17 protein-coding genes, 6 tRNA genes and 2 rRNA genes are annotated in these 18,609 nt (G+C 36.4%); 22 read left to right on the forward strand and 3 right to left on the reverse strand.

Going from position 1 to position 18,609, the window contains the following annotated elements:
* The 18 genes from H626_RS0108760 to H626_RS0108845 form a co-directional block, all read left to right on the forward strand.
* Window positions 1–116 (forward strand): 23S ribosomal RNA (locus H626_RS0108760); the annotation flags it as partial.
* Window positions 117–210: 94 nt separating this feature from the next.
* Window positions 211–326: ribosomal RNA gene (gene rrf / locus H626_RS0108765) — 5S ribosomal RNA — on the forward strand.
* A gap of 13 nt (window positions 327–339) precedes the next feature.
* A tRNA-Asn gene (locus H626_RS0108770) sits at window positions 340–412 on the forward strand.
* A gap of 19 nt (window positions 413–431) precedes the next feature.
* A tRNA-Thr gene (locus H626_RS0108775) sits at window positions 432–504 on the forward strand.
* Between the two features lie 93 nt (window positions 505–597).
* On the forward strand, window positions 598–873 hold the full coding sequence (locus tag H626_RS0108780; RefSeq protein ID WP_027109032.1) for a GNAT family N-acetyltransferase: 276 nt from the start codon (window positions 598–600) through the stop codon (window positions 871–873).
* A gap of 83 nt (window positions 874–956) precedes the next feature.
* A tRNA-Glu gene (locus H626_RS0108785) sits at window positions 957–1,028 on the forward strand.
* 12 nt (window positions 1,029–1,040) lie between these two features.
* Window positions 1,041–1,113, forward strand: a tRNA-Thr gene (locus H626_RS0108790).
* A 39-nt stretch (window positions 1,114–1,152) separates the two neighbouring features.
* A tRNA-Tyr gene (locus H626_RS0108795) sits at window positions 1,153–1,233 on the forward strand.
* 10 nt (window positions 1,234–1,243) lie between these two features.
* Window positions 1,244–1,316 (forward strand) — tRNA-Gln (locus tag H626_RS0108800).
* A 302-nt stretch (window positions 1,317–1,618) separates the two neighbouring features.
* A complete protein-coding gene (cdaA, locus tag H626_RS0108805; protein ID WP_027109033.1) occupies window positions 1,619–2,458 on the forward strand; it encodes a diadenylate cyclase CdaA in 840 nt (279 codons plus the stop codon).
* On the forward strand, window positions 2,458–3,546 hold the full coding sequence (locus tag H626_RS0108810; protein ID WP_027109034.1) for a CdaR family protein: 1,089 nt from the start codon (window positions 2,458–2,460) through the stop codon (window positions 3,544–3,546). Before cdaA ends, H626_RS0108810 begins: the two co-directional genes overlap by 1 nt.
* Window positions 3,547–3,579: 33 nt before the next feature.
* On the forward strand, window positions 3,580–4,932 hold the full coding sequence (gene glmM / locus H626_RS0108815; RefSeq protein ID WP_027109035.1) for a phosphoglucosamine mutase: 1,353 nt from the start codon (window positions 3,580–3,582) through the stop codon (window positions 4,930–4,932).
* A gap of 214 nt (window positions 4,933–5,146) precedes the next feature.
* A complete protein-coding gene (gene glmS, locus H626_RS0108820) occupies window positions 5,147–6,955 on the forward strand; it encodes a glutamine--fructose-6-phosphate transaminase (isomerizing) (protein WP_027109036.1) in 1,809 nt (602 codons plus the stop codon).
* Between the two features lie 249 nt (window positions 6,956–7,204).
* Window positions 7,205–7,996 (forward strand): Cof-type HAD-IIB family hydrolase, encoded by a 792-nt coding sequence (locus tag H626_RS0108825; RefSeq protein ID WP_027109037.1) that lies wholly within the window; start codon window positions 7,205–7,207, stop codon window positions 7,994–7,996.
* Window positions 7,997–8,096: 100 nt separating this feature from the next.
* Window positions 8,097–9,056 (forward strand): LacI family DNA-binding transcriptional regulator, encoded by a 960-nt coding sequence (locus tag H626_RS0108830; protein WP_027109038.1) that lies wholly within the window; start codon window positions 8,097–8,099, stop codon window positions 9,054–9,056.
* A gap of 160 nt (window positions 9,057–9,216) precedes the next feature.
* Window positions 9,217–9,855, forward strand: coding sequence for a hypothetical protein (locus H626_RS0108835; RefSeq protein ID WP_027109039.1), 639 nt, complete (start codon window positions 9,217–9,219; stop codon window positions 9,853–9,855).
* On the forward strand, window positions 9,840–10,577 hold the full coding sequence (locus tag H626_RS0108840) for a cytochrome c biogenesis CcdA family protein (RefSeq protein WP_027109040.1): 738 nt from the start codon (window positions 9,840–9,842) through the stop codon (window positions 10,575–10,577). The genes H626_RS0108835 and H626_RS0108840 overlap by 16 nt, the downstream gene beginning before the upstream one ends.
* A 10-nt stretch (window positions 10,578–10,587) precedes the next feature.
* Window positions 10,588–11,163, forward strand: a complete 576-nt coding sequence (locus H626_RS0108845; RefSeq protein ID WP_027109041.1) for a TlpA family protein disulfide reductase — start codon at window positions 10,588–10,590, stop codon at window positions 11,161–11,163.
* A gap of 175 nt (window positions 11,164–11,338) precedes the next feature.
* Here H626_RS0108845 and H626_RS0108850 read toward each other — a convergent pair whose 3' ends face one another.
* Window positions 11,339–11,818: a glutathione peroxidase gene (locus H626_RS0108850; RefSeq protein ID WP_027109042.1), complete on the reverse strand. Its 480-nt coding sequence runs from the start codon at window positions 11,816–11,818 to the stop codon at window positions 11,339–11,341.
* Between the two features lie 197 nt (window positions 11,819–12,015).
* Here H626_RS0108850 and H626_RS0108855 point away from each other — a divergent pair, with 197 nt between their 5' ends.
* A complete protein-coding gene (locus H626_RS0108855; RefSeq protein ID WP_027109043.1) occupies window positions 12,016–12,762 on the forward strand; it encodes a DUF975 family protein in 747 nt (248 codons plus the stop codon).
* Between the two features lie 81 nt (window positions 12,763–12,843).
* Here H626_RS0108855 and H626_RS0108860 read toward each other — a convergent pair whose 3' ends face one another.
* Window positions 12,844–13,968 carry an NADH-dependent flavin oxidoreductase gene (locus H626_RS0108860; protein ID WP_027109044.1) on the reverse strand — a complete coding sequence of 375 codons (1,125 nt, stop codon included), beginning with the start codon at window positions 13,966–13,968 and terminating at the stop codon, window positions 12,844–12,846.
* A gap of 165 nt (window positions 13,969–14,133) precedes the next feature.
* Here H626_RS0108860 and H626_RS11025 point away from each other — a divergent pair, with 165 nt between their 5' ends.
* Window positions 14,134–14,844 (forward strand): glycosyltransferase family 2 protein, encoded by a 711-nt coding sequence (locus H626_RS11025; RefSeq protein ID WP_051237924.1) that lies wholly within the window; start codon window positions 14,134–14,136, stop codon window positions 14,842–14,844.
* A gap of 181 nt (window positions 14,845–15,025) precedes the next feature.
* Here H626_RS11025 and H626_RS0108870 read toward each other — a convergent pair whose 3' ends face one another.
* Window positions 15,026–15,724: a zinc metallopeptidase gene (locus tag H626_RS0108870; RefSeq protein WP_027109045.1), complete on the reverse strand. Its 699-nt coding sequence runs from the start codon at window positions 15,722–15,724 to the stop codon at window positions 15,026–15,028.
* 215 nt (window positions 15,725–15,939) lie between these two features.
* Between H626_RS0108870 and H626_RS0108875 the strand changes: the two genes are divergently transcribed.
* Both H626_RS0108875 and galT read left to right on the forward strand, forming a co-directional pair.
* Window positions 15,940–17,112: a galactokinase gene (locus H626_RS0108875; protein WP_425411640.1), complete on the forward strand. Its 1,173-nt coding sequence runs from the start codon at window positions 15,940–15,942 to the stop codon at window positions 17,110–17,112.
* A gap of 1 nt (window position 17,113) precedes the next feature.
* A complete protein-coding gene (gene galT, locus H626_RS0108880; protein ID WP_027109047.1) occupies window positions 17,114–18,601 on the forward strand; it encodes a UDP-glucose--hexose-1-phosphate uridylyltransferase in 1,488 nt (495 codons plus the stop codon).
* Window positions 18,602–18,609: the final 8 nt, after the last annotated feature.

Below are 18,609 nucleotides of genomic sequence, written 5' to 3' on the forward strand. Positions count from 1 at the left end.
TTCCCATCACCTAGAGTGAGTAAGACCCCTGAGAGATGATCAGGTAGATAGGCAGGAAGTGGAAGTTTAGTGATAAATGGAGCGGACCTGTACTAATCGGTCGAGGACTTAACCACGAAAGTGGTCAGAGTGTGTGTGGCAGTATGATGTAGTGTATTCAGATCAAGCTATTCAGTTTTGAGAGAACAACGCTCTCAAAATAGAAAAATGTGCGGTGGCGATGGCGAAAAGGACACACCTGTTCCCATTCCGAACACAGCCGTTAAGCTTTTCAGCGCCGAGGATAGTGAGGGGTTTCCCCTTGTGAAAGCAGGACGTTGCCGTGCACTTTTTTGTTTATCCGCAATAGCTCAGTTGGTAGAGCGCGTGACTGTTAATCACGATGTCGCAGGTTCGAGTCCTGCTTGCGGAGTTTTTTTGTGCGAAAAAGTGCCGCTTTAGCTCAGTTGGTAGAGCGCTTCCATGGTAAGGAAGAGGTCGCCGGTTCGAATCCGGCAAGTGGCTTACTATGTGCAAAACTGTTTTTTGAATTCAAATTTTGGTAACACTTTTGGTTCTTTGTTATGATATAAGAGAGAGTTGGAAGGATGAAGTAGAATGGAATTTAAAAAAGAAGGAAATCGTTTTTTTTCTGAAGATAGTGATGGGAATTTATTAGCTGAAATAACTTATTTTCCAAAAGGCGATGACAGAATAGTTATCGATCATACTTTTGTTGATCCGTCATTAAGAGGACAAGGTATAGCTGAACAATCAGTAGATTATGTAGTAAAAGAAATGAAAACTGAAAATAAGAAAATTGAACCGCTGTGTCCATATGTTGTTGAATTGTTTGCTCGAAAACCAGAAAAATACGGAGAAATCTCGGTCTAATAAAATATATCTATATTTTTCTCTTGACCGCTGTGTTCTTTCTTTATATAATGTAACTTGTGCGATAGATGATTTCAAATACTGGCCCGTTGGTCAAGCGGTTAAGACACTGCCCTTTCACGGCGGTAACACGGGTTCGAATCCCGTACGGGTCATATTCTAATTACGCCGGCTTAGCTCAGTTGGTAGAGCAGCTGAATCGTAATCAGCGGGTCGAGGGTTCAATTCCTTTAGCCGGCATAGTGAGTTTGAGCAAAGGTAATTAGAAAAGTAAATTGCGGAGGGATAGCGAAGTGGTCAAACGCAGCGGACTGTAAATCCGTTCCTTCGGGTTCGTAGGTTCAAATCCTACTCCCTCCATTTATAAGATTGGGCTATAGCCAAGCGGTAAGGCAACGGGTTTTGATCTCGTCATTCCCCAGGTTCGAATCCTGGTAGCCCAGCTATCAAAAAGAGTAACCCTATTTTAGGGTTGCTCTTTTTTTAATTCTGCACCAAATTACTTTGGAACGTAATATAACGATCCTTTGTTAGTGGATCTGAATATGTTGATAATTATATACCATTCTGTACAAACTGAAAGAGATAGAAAATCAAATAGTTGTAATTTATTCTTATAATGTAAGGTATGAAATAATGGGAAGGGAGCATCCAAATAAGAGTGGGAATTCTAGTGTTTGAAAGAAAGTAAACGAACATTTATGGTATAATAAATTTGTATGCACGAAAAATTGGAGGAGATGGTATGTCTTTTAATGTAGAAGAGTTGCTTACGTTAAAAACACTGATTAATTTAATTGATATTATGATTGTTGCCTTTGTTATTTATCAGTTGATGAAAATAGTCAAGGGGACTAAAGCTGTTCAGCTTTTGAAGGGTATCGGCGTTATAATTTTAATTAAAATTTTGAGTTTGTTTTTTCAATTACAAACAACTGAATATATTGTAGATTATGTTATTCAATGGTCAGCTCTTGCATTAATCATAATTTTCCAGCCTGAATTGAGACGAGGATTGGAACATTTAGGCAGAGGATCATTATTCAATCGTCGTAAAAGAATAGAGCCGAGTGAAGGACTCGTGGATAATTTAACTCGTGCAGTCCAATATATGGGCAAAAGAAGAATAGGAGCCTTGATTTCTATAGAAATGGATACAGGCTTGGAAGAGTATATTTCTACTGGGATCGAGTTGGAATCCTCTGTGAGTTCAGAATTACTTATTAATATATTCATTCCCAATACACCACTCCATGATGGAGCTGTTATTATTAGGGATTATAAAATCGCTTCAGCCGCTAGTTACTTGCCCTTATCAGAAAGCTCGGCTATTCCTAAAAAATTAGGGACTAGACACAGAGCGGCTATTGGACTTAGTGAAGTGACTGATGCAATTACAATAGTTGTTTCTGAAGAAACTGGAGATGTTAGTATATCTCGAGGTGGAAATCTATTAATGGATATGTCTTTAGAAGATTTAGAAGAATATTTGACAAAAGAACTAGTAGATTCCGAAATAGAAAAAGAAAAACTAGGCCCTATTCAGTCAATTATTGAAAGTTTTCGGAAAGGAGCGTCGAAATAATGAACTATAATCGTTCAGACAATCCTTTGTTTCAAAAGTTCATAGCGATTGTGTTTGCAATTTTATTATTTGCTTTTGTAAATTATGAAAATTCTTCAAGAATACAGTCAACAAATCCAATTGATGGAGCTAGTATAACCGGAGTAGAAGTGGTCACAGATGTTCCTATTACAATTGACATTAATCAAGATGTTTACTTTGTATCTGGAATACCAGAAACTGCTACTATCAGACTCGAAGGTCCACAAGCAATATTGACTCAAACACTTGCTACTCAAAACTTTGATATTGTTACACCTGATTTATCTGAAATTGGGCCAGGAACCCATATAATAGAACTTGAGGCAGAAGGGTTATCAAATTCTTTGAATTATAGTATTATGCCTACAGAAGTTGAAGTGACTATTGAAGAAAAAAGTTCTGTGACATTATCGGTAAATGTTGAATTTAACGATTCTTCACTTGCGGATGGGTACGAAGCTGGTGAGCCAGTATTGTCGCAGACTGAAGTGCAAATTTCAGGAGCACGTTCGAGAGTTGAGAGTGTCAATGAGGTTACTGTCATTGTTATGCCAGACGGAACCGACTTCACAGAAGATATTGAAATGACGCTTCCTATTTTAGTGTTTGATTCTTCCGGAGAACTGCTAGACGTTAATGTGAATCCAAAGCAAATTGATGTTACGATCCCTGTTAATGGCACCGAAAAAAGTGTGCCCATTGTTTTAAGAGAAACGGGGACTGGCGAACCCGATTATGCGTACTCTTTAGAATTAGCTCAGGGTCAACCTGAAAATGTTACTCTTACAGCAATGGAAAATATATTAGCAGAAATGAATAATTTCCCAGTAGAAATCGATATATCTGGGGTGACAGAATCTACTATTCGAACGATTCCGCTAGAAGGTACAGAGGATGTAGAAATTATTACTCCTAGTCAAATTGACGTTGTTATTCGAGCTAATAAAGAGACAAATGATGGTGAAGAAACAGATACATCTACTGAAGAAGAATTACAAGAAGAAATAGATGATACAAATAGCAATCCTACTGAGGGAGATACAACAGAAACAACAGACACAGAATAACAAATCATAAGTGAATTAAAGGAGAATAGACTAATGGGAAAATATTTTGGTACTGATGGTGTAAGAGGTATAGCCAATAAAGAATTAACACCTGAATTAGCTTTTAAACTAGGTAGATTTGGAGGATATGTGCTATCACAACATAGTGAGGAAAATTCCCCTCGTGTTTTAGTAGGGCGAGATACCAGGATTTCTGGAAAAATGTTGGAGTATGCTCTAGTTGCAGGCCTATTATCAGTGGGTGTAGAAGTTATGCGTTTAGGAGTTATAACTACACCAGGAGTATCTTATTTAACTCGAGTGCAAGGTGCTACGGCGGGAGTAATGATTTCAGCTTCACACAATCCCACCGAAGATAACGGGATTAAATTCTTCGGAGCAGATGGGTTTAAGCTTTCTGACCAGCAAGAAGAAGAAATTGAAGTATTGTTGGATAAAGAGTCTGACGAATTGCCCCGTCCAAGTGCAGAAGGACTGGGTATTTCAGAAGAATATAAAGAAGGAATGCTGAAATACATTCAATTTTTAACTCAAACAATATCTGGAGATCTAGAAGGATTACACGTATGTCTTGATGGGGCAAATGGTGCTGCTTCTCCTTTAATCAATAGGTTATTTGCAGACTTAGAAGCTGACTTTGATGTGATGGGGAATACTCCTAATGGTGTAAATATCAATGATAAAGTTGGCAGTACGCACCCTGAAAAACTGGCTGAATTTGTTATTAACAAAGGTGCAACTGTAGGTTTAGCCTTTGACGGTGACGGAGATCGGTTAATTGCAGTAGATGAACTGGGGAATATTGTTGATGGTGATAAAATCCTCTACATTTGTGGGAAATATTTAAATGAAGAAGGACGTTTGAAAAAAAATACGATTGTTTCAACAGTTATGAGTAACATAGGTTTCTATAAAGCCTTGGATGATCATGGAATGAAATCTGTGAAAACTAAAGTGGGAGATCGTTATGTAGTAGAAGAAATGCGTAAAAATAATTACAATTTAGGCGGAGAACAGTCTGGACATGTTATTTTTCTAGACTATCACACGACAGGCGATGGCTTGCTTACAGCCGTGCAATTACTAAATGTTATGAAAAAAACAGGGAAAAAACTTTCTGAATTGGCAGAAGAAGTCACTACGTTCCCTCAAAAGTTGGTAAATGTGCCTGTAACAGATAAACATAACGTAATGAGTGTTCCGGCTATTAAAGAGGTAATTGAGACTATCGAAGCTGAAATGGGAGAAAATGGTCGTGTACTTGTCCGTCCAAGTGGAACCGAATCACTCCTTAGAGTAATGGCAGAAGCAAAAACCGAGCAAGAAGTTAATGAATATGTTTCCCGAATTGTTAAGGTAGTGAAACAAGAATTAGGCGTTGAATAAACGGAACTAATCGAATTATAAATATTAACGGAGAAGGACCTATGTCTTTCTCTGTTTTTTCTCTAAATGAAGATGCAGCTATACCAATTTTAAATAAACGATGAGAGATGGTTGACAATTGCCAGAATCTACTTTAAAATTTAACATGCTTGAACGTAAATAAAACAGATAGTTATCTATACCAATTTTTTATTTTAAGAAAAGAGGGATATATATGTGTGGAATCGTCGGATATATTGGAAATAAAGATGCAAAAGAGATTTTGTTAACAGGATTAGAAAGACTAGAATACAGAGGATATGATTCAGCTGGTATTTATGTAATGGACAAAGAAGGCCAGGGACATCTGTTTAAAGAAAAAGGGAGAATTGCTGCCTTAAGAGACAAGGTTGATGTAAGCGTTGACTCTACAGCAGGTATTGGACATACACGTTGGGCAACTCATGGAGTTCCAAGTGTGATAAATGCCCATCCGCATCAATCTTCTAGTTCTCGTTTTACATTGGTTCATAACGGAGTGATAGAGAACTATCACGAGGTAAAAGATGCTTTTTTAGAAGATAGCCAATTAAAAAGCGATACAGATACTGAAGTTATTGTGCATCTAGTTGCTTGGTACGTAGAAGAAGAAGAGTTAACTACTCTTGATGCTTTTAGAAAAGCTATAGTGGGATTAAAAGGATCTTATGCGTTAGCTCTCATTGATAACGAGGAACCGGATGTTATTTATGCTGCAAAGAATAAAAGCCCATTACTATTGGGTACTGGTGAAGGGTTCAATGTCATCTGTAGCGATGCAATGGCTATGATCAAAGAAACCGATCAGTTTATTGAATTGATGGATGGAGAAGTTGCAGTTTTAACTCGAAACAGCATTACTTTAGAAAACTTAGCAGGAGAAGAAATTTCTAGGGATCCTTATACTGCGGAGTTAGATGCGACAGATTTAGAAAAAGGAATGTATCCATTCTATATGTTAAAAGAAATTGATGAACAACCCGCTGTAATAAGGAGAATAATTCAAAAATATCAAGATGAAAACGAAAAACTTCATTTGAATTCAGAAGTATTAGACGTGATCACCGAGTGCGATCGTATTTATATTGTTGCTGCGGGGACAAGTAATCACGCCGGATGGATCGGGAAACAACTAATTGAAAAAATAGCGCATATACCAACAGAGGTTCATGTAGCAAGTGAGTTCGGTTATAATATGCCTATTTTGTCCGATAATCCGTTATTTGTATTTATTTCTCAAAGTGGTGAAACAGCTGATAGTCGGCAAGTATTAGTCAAAGTGAAAGAAATGGGATATAAATCTCTTACAATAACAAATGTGGCTGGTTCAACGTTATCGAGAGAAGCTGATCACACTTTGCTCTTACATGCTGGACCTGAGATCGCTGTGGCGTCTACAAAAGCTTATACTGCTCAAATTGCCGTGTTAGCAATTTTATCTGAAGTAGTAGGAAAAGCAAAAGGCTTTACTCATGAGAGTGATATGATTCAGGATTTGGGAATAGCAGCCAATGCAATTCAATCTATAGTAGACAACAAAGAACACATTGAACAATTGGCTTCTGAATACCTGAGCATCTCAAGAAATGCCTTCTATATTGGTAGAAGTATGGATTACTATGTATCACAAGAAGCAGCATTAAAATTAAAGGAAATCTCTTATGTTCAAACAGAGGGATTTGCAGCTGGAGAATTAAAACATGGAACCATCGCTTTAATTGAAGAGGGAACACCAGTGATAGCTATTGTCACAGTTGAAAGCGTTGCGGGACACACTCGAGGAAACTTGCAAGAAACGCAGGCTAGAGGTGCTCACACAATGGTGATGGCTATGGAAGGACTTGATCGTCCAGGAGATCAAATAGTCATACCAAGAGTAAATCCGCTGTTGAGTGCCCTTGTAAGTGTTATTCCAACTCAATTGTTAGCGTATTACTGTAGTTTACATCGAGGAAATGATGTAGATAAACCAAGGAATCTTGCGAAAAGTGTAACAGTAGAATAAAAATCAATGGTGTACCCAAGATATTTTTGAGAGAAAATATCTTGGGTACTTTTTTTGTATTGAAATGATAGAAAATTTGTGAAATTTCTGCTGATAGTACTGTTTACTGTTTTAGGAATGAAAAATTATATTCATAATTGGTCATTTCAAAAACAATTATGGGAAATTGTTTTCTAAAATCGTATTCAATGTTGTTTTTAAATAAGGAACGATTTAAAATAAATACTAAAGATCATAGGAGAGAATGCGATGACAATCAAATTGATTGCAGTAGACATGGATGGCACATTTCTAAACGACGATATGAATTATAATAAGAGTAAATTCATGGAATTATATAAAAAAATGAAGAAAAAGAACATTGCATTTGTTGTTGCAAGTGGAAATCAATATCATCAACTAAAATCCTTTTTTAGTCCTATTCAAAATGAAATAAGCTATGTAGCAGAAAATGGAGCTTACGTACTACACCAAAACGAGGAATTATTTTCTGTAGATATAAATAGTCAGTGGGTAACAGAAATCATTGATGTTCTAACCGAATTAGAAGATATCTCTTTTCTTCTTTGTGGTAAAGACAGTGCGTACGTTTTGGATTCTGAAAAAAAAGAATTCATTGAGGATATGACTAAATACTACCATCGATTAAAAAAGATTCAAAATTTCGAAAAAATCGAAGATCAAATTCTTAAGTTTGCTTTAGCTTGTCCTCCAAACCAAAGCGATTATTATGTTGAACAGCTAAGTGAGAAATTTAAAGGTATGATTAAACCGGTATCCAGTGGACAGGGGTTTATTGATCTCATTGATCCTCAGTTTAATAAGGCCACAGGAATAAACATTCTTCAGAAAAAAATGAATATTTCAGCGGATGAATTGTTGGTTTTTGGAGATAGTGGGAATGATTTGGAAATGTTGGAAATGACAACAAATAGTTATGCAATGAAAAATGCATCAGATAAAGCAAAAAATGCAGCAAAGCACCTGACTCTTTCCAATAATAATGAGGGAGTTTTAAAAGTCATAGAACTGTTTGTGTAAAATAGTATAAATAATTAAAATGATAGAATAACTATAAATAAATAGGTTTATAGCGTATAATTAAATAAGAAAACGATTTCATATAAAAGAGGGCGAAAAAATGGCGACAATTAAAGACTTAGCTAAAATGTCAGAGGTATCAGTAACAACGGTTTCGAGAGTGTTGAATAACCATCCTTATGTTAGTGCAGATAAACGGGAGGCGGTTTTGAGAGCAATCAAGGCAACCGACTATCACCAAAATATAAATGCTGTAAATTTAATAAAAGGAAAAACAAAAACGGTTGGGGTTGTTGTTCCGTTTTTAGATCATCCGCATTTCTCCAATATTCTTGATGGGGTGACTAAAGAAGCAGTCATACACGGATTTAAGCTCTTACTATTTTTAACTGATTATCAAAAAGATAGAGAAAGAGAAGCCCTCAATATGTTAAAAGAAAAACAAATGGATGCATTGATTATTGTTTCTAAGGCATGTGAGTTAAGTGAAATCAAAGCCCATCAAAAATACGGGAAAATAATCATAGGAGAGGAAGTGGATGATAAAGAAATTTCATCAGCTTATGTCGATCAAAATGGGGCATTCGTTGAAGCTTTAGAATTTTTATATGACCATGGACATCGTCTTATTGGATACAGTGTTAGCCGAAATACAAGCGAGAATAGTTTGCGTCGTAAACAACATTATATTGAGTTTTTGAAAGAAAGAGGCTTACCATTTAGAGAAGAATATATTATTGATAAAACAATGTATATAGAGGATTCACAAAGAATTTTTAATAAATTGAACAGTATGCAAAAAAAACCCACAGGAATGGTCATCACGAGTGATCAAGTTGCAGCAGGAGTGATGATCAACAGTTCAAAAAATAATATCCGCATACCGGAAGATTTAGCTATCGTAGGCTCTGGTAATGATCCAATAGCAAAACTAATGGAATTGACAACGGTAGAGGTACCACTAATAGAGATTGGAAAAAGTCTATTTAAACAAGCGTTGCAAGAAGAAATTAGTCAGATACAATTTAAAGCGAATTTAATTGTAAGGAAAACGGTCTAAAAAATAAGCTAGCATAGTTTGAAAAAACAAACTACGCTAGCTTATTTTTTATATACTAGGTGACTCAGTCGAGGTTGACTTCTATAATGAAAAAAGGTAGAGTTAATACTGATTAACCCCTAGGGGTATATGGAAATAAAGTATGTAGGAGAGTGTTGACGTGAATTCAATTGTGTCTAATCCCATGTTTTTAGCTATTGCTTTAGCTGTAGCGTCAATGGGTATCTGGTGGATGATTACATTTCCGGTTGTTACCATTAAAAAAAATATACTCTCTGAAGCTGTTGATGTGTTATTTTATTTTATCGTAAGTGTTTTTCTATTCAATGCACTTCTAAATCTCCCTGAAGTAATAAGAGTTCCTTACTCGCTTTTATTGTTTTCTGCGGAGAGTGTAGGATTAAGTAGCCTTGCAATTCTTTTATACAGTTGGATAAAGTATAGAAAAGTGATTAAAGGAAACAGTACAGAACTCAGAAGTGTTTTTCAAATGATTGCAGTGTTGGGAATTTTAAATCATACTGCAGCGTACTATCAATTTTCATCAGGTCTTTCTGTTAAATTCATTCTTCTTTTTGTTTTTTTACTATTTATGAGTTATTATCCTTACTTATTCAAAAAAGTTGACCCCCTGATTTTTAGTGGAATAGTCAGTGCCATTCACTTTTTTCTCATGAGCGGGCAATCGGTCTTGTATTTCCACTTTGTTTTTCGTGCGAGTACGATAGGCTGGATGACTCTATTTTTCTTTGGTGCTTATTTTGCTGAAAGGAGCGGGTTACTATCGGAGCAGAATTAACAGCGTGGGCAGCTTTACTTGCAGGAGCGTTATCATTTCTTTCGCCTTGTACTTTACCATTGTTGCCACTTTATCTTTCTTATATTACAGGAACAAGCGTAAAGGAAATCAAACAAAATCAAACAGTTGAATTAAGGAAAAGAATATTGATTCATTCGCTTTTCTTTCTATTGGGTGTTTCGGTCGTATATATCAGTCTCGGACTAGGAATGAGCTATCTCGGCAGTTTCTTTAGCCAACTGATGACAGGATCATTGAGTTTGCTCTTGCAAAGAATAGCTGGCTTAGCAATTATCATAATGGGCCTTGTGACTGCAGAATGGCTTCATATCCCGGTATTATTAAAAGATACACGCGTAATGAAATTAAAAAAATCTACTAGTGTAGCATCAAGTTTCCTTGTAGGACTAGGTTTTGCTGCCGGATGGACACCGTGTATTGGACCAATATTCTCTTCTATTTTATTATTAGGAATGACTACGGGATCTCCGCCAGCTTTGTACTTAACTTTGTATATCGTTGGGTTTTCTTTTCCATTTTTGGTTGTTTCATTCTTTATCGGAAAAATGGATGGTATATTGAAACACAGCCAGAAATTAATGAAAATCGGTGGAATATTAATGATTATTATGGGCGCATTGCTATTCTCTGGCGCTCTCGCTAATTTATCAGAATGGCTTGCCCGATGGTTAGAAGGGACCCCGTTTGAATTACTAGGATAGGAGTGGGAATGTGAAAAATAAGGTCATTTGGTTGATATTGAGTATATTTACGATTTATATTGTTTTTGATTTTGTAACAGGCAGACAGGAAGAAAAGGAATTGCAAAACGAATCTTCCAGTCTAGATGTCCAGTCTACTATAGTTGAAGAGGAACCACGAGAATCTGGTCTTAGTTTAGGAGACACCGCATATGATTTTGAATTGAAAGATATGGAAGGAAACATAGTGAAACTGTCTGATTATAGAGGGAAAAAGGTATTCCTAAATTTTTGGGCCAGTTGGTGCCCACCTTGTCGAGTAGAAATGCCTCACCTGCAGGAATTCTCGACAGAGCAAGAAGATGTTGTCGTGCTCGGAGTTAATGTTACTTCTTCAGAAAGTAATGCGAGCAATGCACCACAATTCATAGAAGAGTACGGGTTAACGTTTACTAATCTGTATGGGACTGATCAATTATTTGATCTATATCAGGTACAATCATTACCTACATCTTATATCATTGGCGGAGATGGCATGGTTTACGAAAGAATCGTTGGACCGGTGACGAAAGATATTTTGGAAACGAAATTTTCTCTTATAAAATAAAATGAGTAGAAGCTGGGACAAAAGTCTCAGCTTCTACTCGTTTTAGGAACTTTTTTCTAAAAGTAGATTCGATATCCACCTCATGATAATGCAGTTGGTGCTGATTTATCATCGTAGGAGAACAGTATGCGCAGCTCGATCTTGGTCTGAACGTTCTATGTCCCATTCCATTTATTTAGTAGAGCAAGTCTTTTATATCTTGTTCGATAGATTCAGGAGTTGTCCGAGGAGCATAGCGTTTAACGACATTTCCTTGGCGATCGATTAAGAATTTTGTGAAATTCCATTTTATTTTTCCGTTTAACAATCCAGGTTGTTCTTCCTTCAAGTAAGCGAATAAAGGTTCAGTTGAAGGACCATTCACATCAATTTTCGCGAACATTGGAAAAGTAACGCCATAATTCAGTTGACAATATTCTGTGGTCTTTTTTATATCGTCGTATTCCTGATGTTGGAATTGTCCGCATGGAAATCCGAATACGATAAAATCATCATCCTTGTATTTTTTATAAAGATTTTCTAATCCTTCAAACTGGGGAGCAAAACCACACTTACTTGCTGTATTGACAATAAGCATTAAGTGATTTTTGTAATTTTCTAAGGATAAAGATTCCTTGTTTGCGGTTTGTACAGTGTAATCATAAATAGATGGCATATAATTCTCCCCTTAAGTGTGTCTAATTTCCTTGAGTATAGCAAACAATCCATAAAAATATAAGCAAGAAAAACTATATCAAATGAATCAGACGAGATTGGTAACTATGGTATTAAAATATTTTGCTAAAAAAGATATTTTGGTATAGGATTAAAATAAATTCATAAAAATAAACAAAAGAAAGTTTGAGGGAGAAAATGAATACATATAAAACAAGACAGGAATTAAAAAGAGAAGGAAAAGAAATACTAAGAGGGAAATGGAGAGAAGTTATTTTACTCAATTTAGTTCCCTTTTCCATTCTGATATTTTTAGGAGTAATAGCCTGGGTCACTTTTGGGAATTTGATTACTGAAAATACAATTATATGGAGTAATAGTGGACAAGATTCGCTAACCAACGGGTCTGCCTATTTGGATTCTGACGGTGGCTCAGGTAATTCTGGGAATTCCTTTGGGAGCGGTTTGATTGGTACGTTGATTTCAACAGGTATCATGTTTACTCTTTTAGATTTAGCTCGAGATCCAGACTATAAAATCCGGCCATTTAAAGATGCTTTTCAAGTGTTTAGTAAAAAGTATTTTGTCCCCGTGTTAGTTATTTATTTACTAACAACGATTTTGTCATTTTTATGGGGATTATTGTTTATTGTTCCAGGAATAATTAAATCCATCGCTTATTCCCAATCTTACCTGATCTTTAAAGATCACAAAGGAAATCAATTATACGAAAATCCAACTGCACGAAGCAGTATTAAACGGAGTATAGAATTGATGAAGGGACACAAATGGAGATATACAGTTCTCCAGCTTAGCTTTTTGGGATGGATCATTCTTGCCTCTATTCCGTTAGGTCTCGGTTTCTTATGGCTAATCCCTTATATGTATGCCACAAACATTGCATTTTACGAAGATTTAACCAAGGGTTCAGAACAATTTAATTAAAAAAAGAAGCTAAAAACTTTTTTCATAGTAATAAGTTTACAATTATTACTACAAAGAAGTTTTAGCTTCTTTTTTATGGAATTATTCTTCTTTAAAATTAAACCATCCTGGTACAGATAGCACCTTATCCCATAAACCATAAGGAATATGACGTTCCTCTTTTGAATCTGGAGTAAGGTATGTTCGGATAGTATCAGCATGCCCACTTTCATACTTTTGTACCCAATCTGGTTCGTAAATCAAAGCGCGACCTAGAGCAAGTAGAGGGATGCCAGCGTCTCTAACTTTATTTGCATCCTCGGCAGTTTCGATTTTGCCAACGCCGATCAGAGGGGTACGATCAGCAATTTTTTCTTTTATACGCAATAGAACGGGTGTAGTTTCTTTTTTATCTCGAATAGATCCTTGGAAAGCATTGCCCAAGGAAACATGAATGTAATCAAGGTGTTCTTCAGCTAATTTGTCAATAAGGAAAAAGGTATCTGCAATTGTAATTCCAGGTTGTTCTAATTCTTCTGGAGAAAGACGATAGCCAACAATAAATGGCTGTTCAGCATGCTCCGTGACTGCTTCTTGAACTGCATGAATAATAGCAAAAGGGAATTTGCTTCGGTTTTCTAGTGTACCGCCCCACTGATCTTCTCTTCTATTTGAATGAGGAGAGAAGAACTGTTGAATGAGATAAGTATTGGCTCCATGGATTTCTACCCCGTCGAAACCAGCTAAAATTGCACGACGAGTTGCTTGTTTAAAGGATTCAATTATTTCTAAGATCTCCTCGTGAGATAAGGATTTTGGAGTAACAGCATTTTCACGTAGAGCTTTTACAGAACTTGCACTAACAGGTTTTGTTCCACCTATAAATTCTGATGGTGACATACGCCCTGCATGAAATATTTGAAGGATCGCTTTGCTTCCTTCAGATTTAATTCCAGTTGCTATTTTTTTTAAACCTGCTATCCGGGCATCAGTATCCACACCAAAAGCATCGAGGTGACCTTTTCCATTCGGTTGAACATATGCACAAGCGGTTATGACTGCTCCGACACCTCTAGCGTGTTCAGTATAATAGTGGACTTCATCATCTGTTACCTCACCCTCAGCTGTCGAGGATGAATGTGTCATAGGTGCCATCAAAATTCTGTTTCTAAGTATTGTCCCAGAAGGGAGAGTATAAGAATCGAGAAGTGAGTCGTTTTTTTTCATATATAGGCTCCTTTAATTTATGGTTGAAAAAGATCTTCAAATTTTAGTTTATAGCGTTGAAGAGAAAAGTACAAGTTAGGAGACTAGGAAAAGGAAGTTGGTTATTCTAGTTTAATTATAATAGTAACGCTACAATGGATAAAAAGGTAGAGGAGGAAGGGTTGAATGAAAACTTATACAGTGGTCATTCCTGCTTATCGTCCAACAGACGATTTACTGAGGTATATTGAAAAATTAAAACAAGGTGGAGTTTCCAGTGTTTTTGTGATAAATGATGGAAGTGGTCATGCGTTTGACGGATTATTCAATCAGATAAAAAAAGACCCCATCTGTACGTATGTTGAGCATGAAATGAATCAAGGAAAAGGGGCGGCACTAAAAACTGCTTTCCGGTATATATTAAAAGCCGAGAAGAACACGAGTGGTGTGGTGACTGTGGATGCTGATGGACAGCATGCAGTAAAAGATGTGATCAGAATTGGGGAGCTCTTAAAAAGAAAACAGGATGGTATTATTATTGGAATGAGGGACTTTAAAACTAACAATGTACCTCTCAATAGTTTCATTGGGAATACAGTTACTAGTCGTTTCTTTCAGATGCTTTTTGGTTTCTTAATACGAGATACTCAGACGGGATTAAGGGGGATACCTGTTAATGAACTAGAACGGATGATCGAGTTACGAGGAGATCGGTATGAATATGAAATGAATATGCTTATTCATGCAGCACGAAGAGGGATACCTATTAGAGGGGTAGAAATTGAGACTATTTATACGGAACATCGTGTGTCTTACTACAATTCATTTGTTGATTCCATAAAAATATTTTTGCAGATGATCAAGGGTTATTTTAAAGAATTTAAGGAAAAGAAGTAGGGGGCGGATGTTTACAATTATGGATTTTCGAACAAGTGAAAGGACTGGGCGTTGGCAATTACATTTTTACTGGATGGTAATCCTTTAAACTAAAAAAAAGAGATAAAAAATTCTTTAAATGCAGTAGTTACTACAGAAAAAGCTTCCAACAAACAGAAAGCTGGTTTGTTGGAAGCTTTATTTAATCCCTTCTTCGACCGCCAAATAGAATAACTAAACGAAGGACGTTTAAGAATGAAGCTAAAGCAGCAGCTACATAAGTTAACGCGGCAGCTTTTAACACCTTTTCAGCTTGGGAAAGTTCTTGCGAAGTGAGTATCTGCTGTTCTTTGAGTATCAAAACAGCTCGATTAGATGCATTGAACTCGACAGGTAGCGTGACCAATTGAAATACTAAAGTTAACGAGAAAAACAAAATCCCCAAATCAATTAAAGTTTGGTTATAACCAAAGATGACTCCGGCAAAAATCAAAGGAAAAGAAACACCTTGGCCAAAATTTGTAACGGGGACAAGAGCAGCACGCAGGCGAAGAGGACCATAATTTACTTTGTCCTGAATAGCGTGGCCCGCTTCGTGAGCAGCTACGCCAATGGCTGCGACAGAAGTAGATTTTCTAGTTGTTTCAGAAAGGCGTAGAACATCGTTTTTTGAGTCGTAATGATCTGTTAAGTCCCCGCGAATCCCTTCTAGACGAACGTGCTGGAGATCGGCGGAATCTAGTATCATACGCGAAACTTGGGTTGCGGTGTATCCTTTACTACTTTTTACATCGCTAAATTTATGATAGGTACTTTTTACATAGCTACTAGCAATTCCTGAAATAGCTAACCCGATAATAATGAATATATAAGTTGGATCCCATATAAAGAACGGCATAATCTAACATCCTTTCATAATAAAAACTCATTAAAGATTATTTCTGATTATAACATAAATAAACGATTCTATCCTAAAAAAATCAGCACATTGAACAACACAAAAATGGCTAGTCAAAGATAAAAGTAAATATTTAGTAAAATTATTGAATTATTTTACTAAAACGCATACACTGGAGTTAACAATAAAAAAGGAAAGGTTGTTTGAGTATGGATGAAATGAAGAAAAAAGCAGAAAATATTTTTAAAGAAAAATTTAACCAGGAATCTGAGAAGGTGTTCTTTGCACCTGGACGAATCAACTTGATAGGGGAGCATACGGATTACAATGGAGGAAATGTTTTTCCAGCGGCAATTACACTAGGGACCTACGCTGCTTGTTCAAAGAGAGAAGATAGAGTCATCCGAATGTATTCGGGAAATTTTCCCGAAAAAGGTATATTTACTTTATCGCTGGATGATTTAAGCTATGACGCTAAGGACGAATGGACAAATTATCCTAAAGGGGTCCTGTACTTTCTCATACAAGAAGGTTGGAAAATCGATAAAGGGATGGATATTGCTTTTATAGGAAACATACCCAATGGAGCAGGTCTATCTTCAAGCGCATCCATAGAATTATTGATGGGAGTGATGGCTCAGTCTCTATTTGATTTAGCAATTGATCGGTTAGAATTAGTAAAAATAGGTCAACGTGTCGAAAATAAATATATCGGAGTGCAATCCGGAATCATGGATCAGTTTGCAGTGGGGATGGGCGAAAAGAATAAAGCAATTTTACTAGATACCGCTACGTTAGATTACGAAATGTTTCCGCTCGAGTTAAGGAATGAACGTATTTTAATTATGAATACGAATAAACGAAGAGAATTAGCAGACTCTAAATACAATGAAAGACGCAAAGAATGCGAGACAGCTTTAAGTTATATTCAAAAAAGCAAAAAAATTGATTCTCTGGGAGAATTAGACGAAGATGTATTTGATAGTTTGAAAGAAGAAATACCAAGTCCTGTACTTATTAAACGAGCAAAACACGCTGTCTATGAAAATGGACGTACAAAAAAAGCTGCTAAAGCTTTAAAAGAAGGAGATTTAAATGCGTTTGGTCAGCTGATGAATCAATCGCATCTATCTTTACAAAATGATTATGAAGTAACAGGCATCGAGCTGGATACTTTAGTTGAGGCAGCTTGGAAACAACCTGGAGTCATAGGTGCTAGAATGACGGGTGCAGGATTTGGCGGATGTGCGATCGCCTTAGTCGAAAATAAGCGAATAGATGATATGAAAGAAGCTATCCAAAAAGAGTATACTGATAAAATTGGTTATCCAGCAGACTTTTATGTAGCGGATATTAGTAGCGGAGCGAGAGAATTAGTTGAAGGAGAATAAAATGATTGATTATACGATACAAGCATTTGTGACAAAAGCAATCAAGATGAAAATGATAGCAGCCGTAGATGAGATTTATACTACAAATCAATTGTTGGATTTGCTATCCCTTAAAGAAATCAGCTTTTATTCAACAATAGAAAGCAAGAAATCTTTATTGGAGCTTCTTGATGAATTAACGGAGTATGCAATAAATCAAGGGGTAATAGAAAATGAGAGAGTTGAGAAAGAAAAATTAAGAACGCGAGTGATGGACCTGGTCACGCCTAGGCCGCATGAGATTCAGGATACCTTTTGGGAAAAGTACAAAAAAGATCCTCGAGATGCTACAGACTATTTCCATCAATTGAGTCAACAGAACAATTATATAAAGACGCGGGAAATCGCTAAGAATATTTGGTTTACTCATCCAACTGAATATGGCAATTTAGAGATCACCATTAATTTGTCCAAACCGGAGAAAGATCCGAAAGAAATTGCCAAGTTGTCACAAGAAAGTCAAAAGAGGACGTATCCTGAGTGTGCATTGTGCTTCGAAAACGAAGGTTATGTAGGGCATTTGGCTCATCCTCACCGTTCAAATCATCGGATTGTACGGCTAGATTTGAACGGAGAAGAATGGGGATTCCAGTATTCTCCCTATGCGTACTTCAATGAACATTCCATTTTTATTTCGAGAGAACATCGGGCAATGAATGTTGAAAAAAAAGCTTACGAAAATTTGCTTTCTATCACTGATTTTTTCCCTCACTATTTTGTAGGGTCAAATGCAGGCTTGCCAATTGTTGGGGGCTCGATTCTATCACATGATCATTATCAAGGTGGACGTTATCCTTTCCCAATGGAAGAAGCTTCAATAGAACGATCATTCGAATTAAAAGAATTTGCAGATGTGAAATGTGGACGAGTTGCATGGCCTATGTCTGTCATACGATTAAACGGATCATCTAAAAGTAGCGTAAGTGAAGCAGCAGATTTCATAAGGAAAAAATGGAATGATTATTCAGATGAATCAGTAAATATTCGTGCTTTTTCTAACAAAACTCCCCACAATGCGATCACTCCGATAGCAAGAAGAAGAGGGGAATCATTTGAGCTAGATTTAGTGCTGAGAAATAATCAAACAAATGAAGAGTATCCGGATGGAATTTTTCATCCCCATCCAGATGTTCAACATATCAAAAAGGAAAATATTGGGCTAATTGAAGTCATGGGATTGGCAATTTTACCACCGCGACTAAAAGAAGAATGGGAACAAATGGAAATTATTTTAGAAGGTGGAAAAGGTAAAATCGATGCTGTTCATGAAAAATGGTTTGAGGACATAAAAAGGAAATATGCATACGTAAAAAAAGGAGAAGCAAAAAGAATTTTAGAAAAGGAAGTAGGGAAAGTTTTCTTGCGTGTATTGGAAGATGCGGGTGTCTTTAAACGTTCACACGAAGGAGAAGAAGCATTTAATCGGTTTATCGAGTATGCAAATAATTGATGGAGGGA

This window comes from Lacticigenium naphthae DSM 19658 (assembly GCF_000425865.1).
In the GTDB taxonomy this organism is placed as follows: Bacteria; Bacillota; Bacilli; order Lactobacillales; family Carnobacteriaceae_A; genus Lacticigenium; species Lacticigenium naphthae.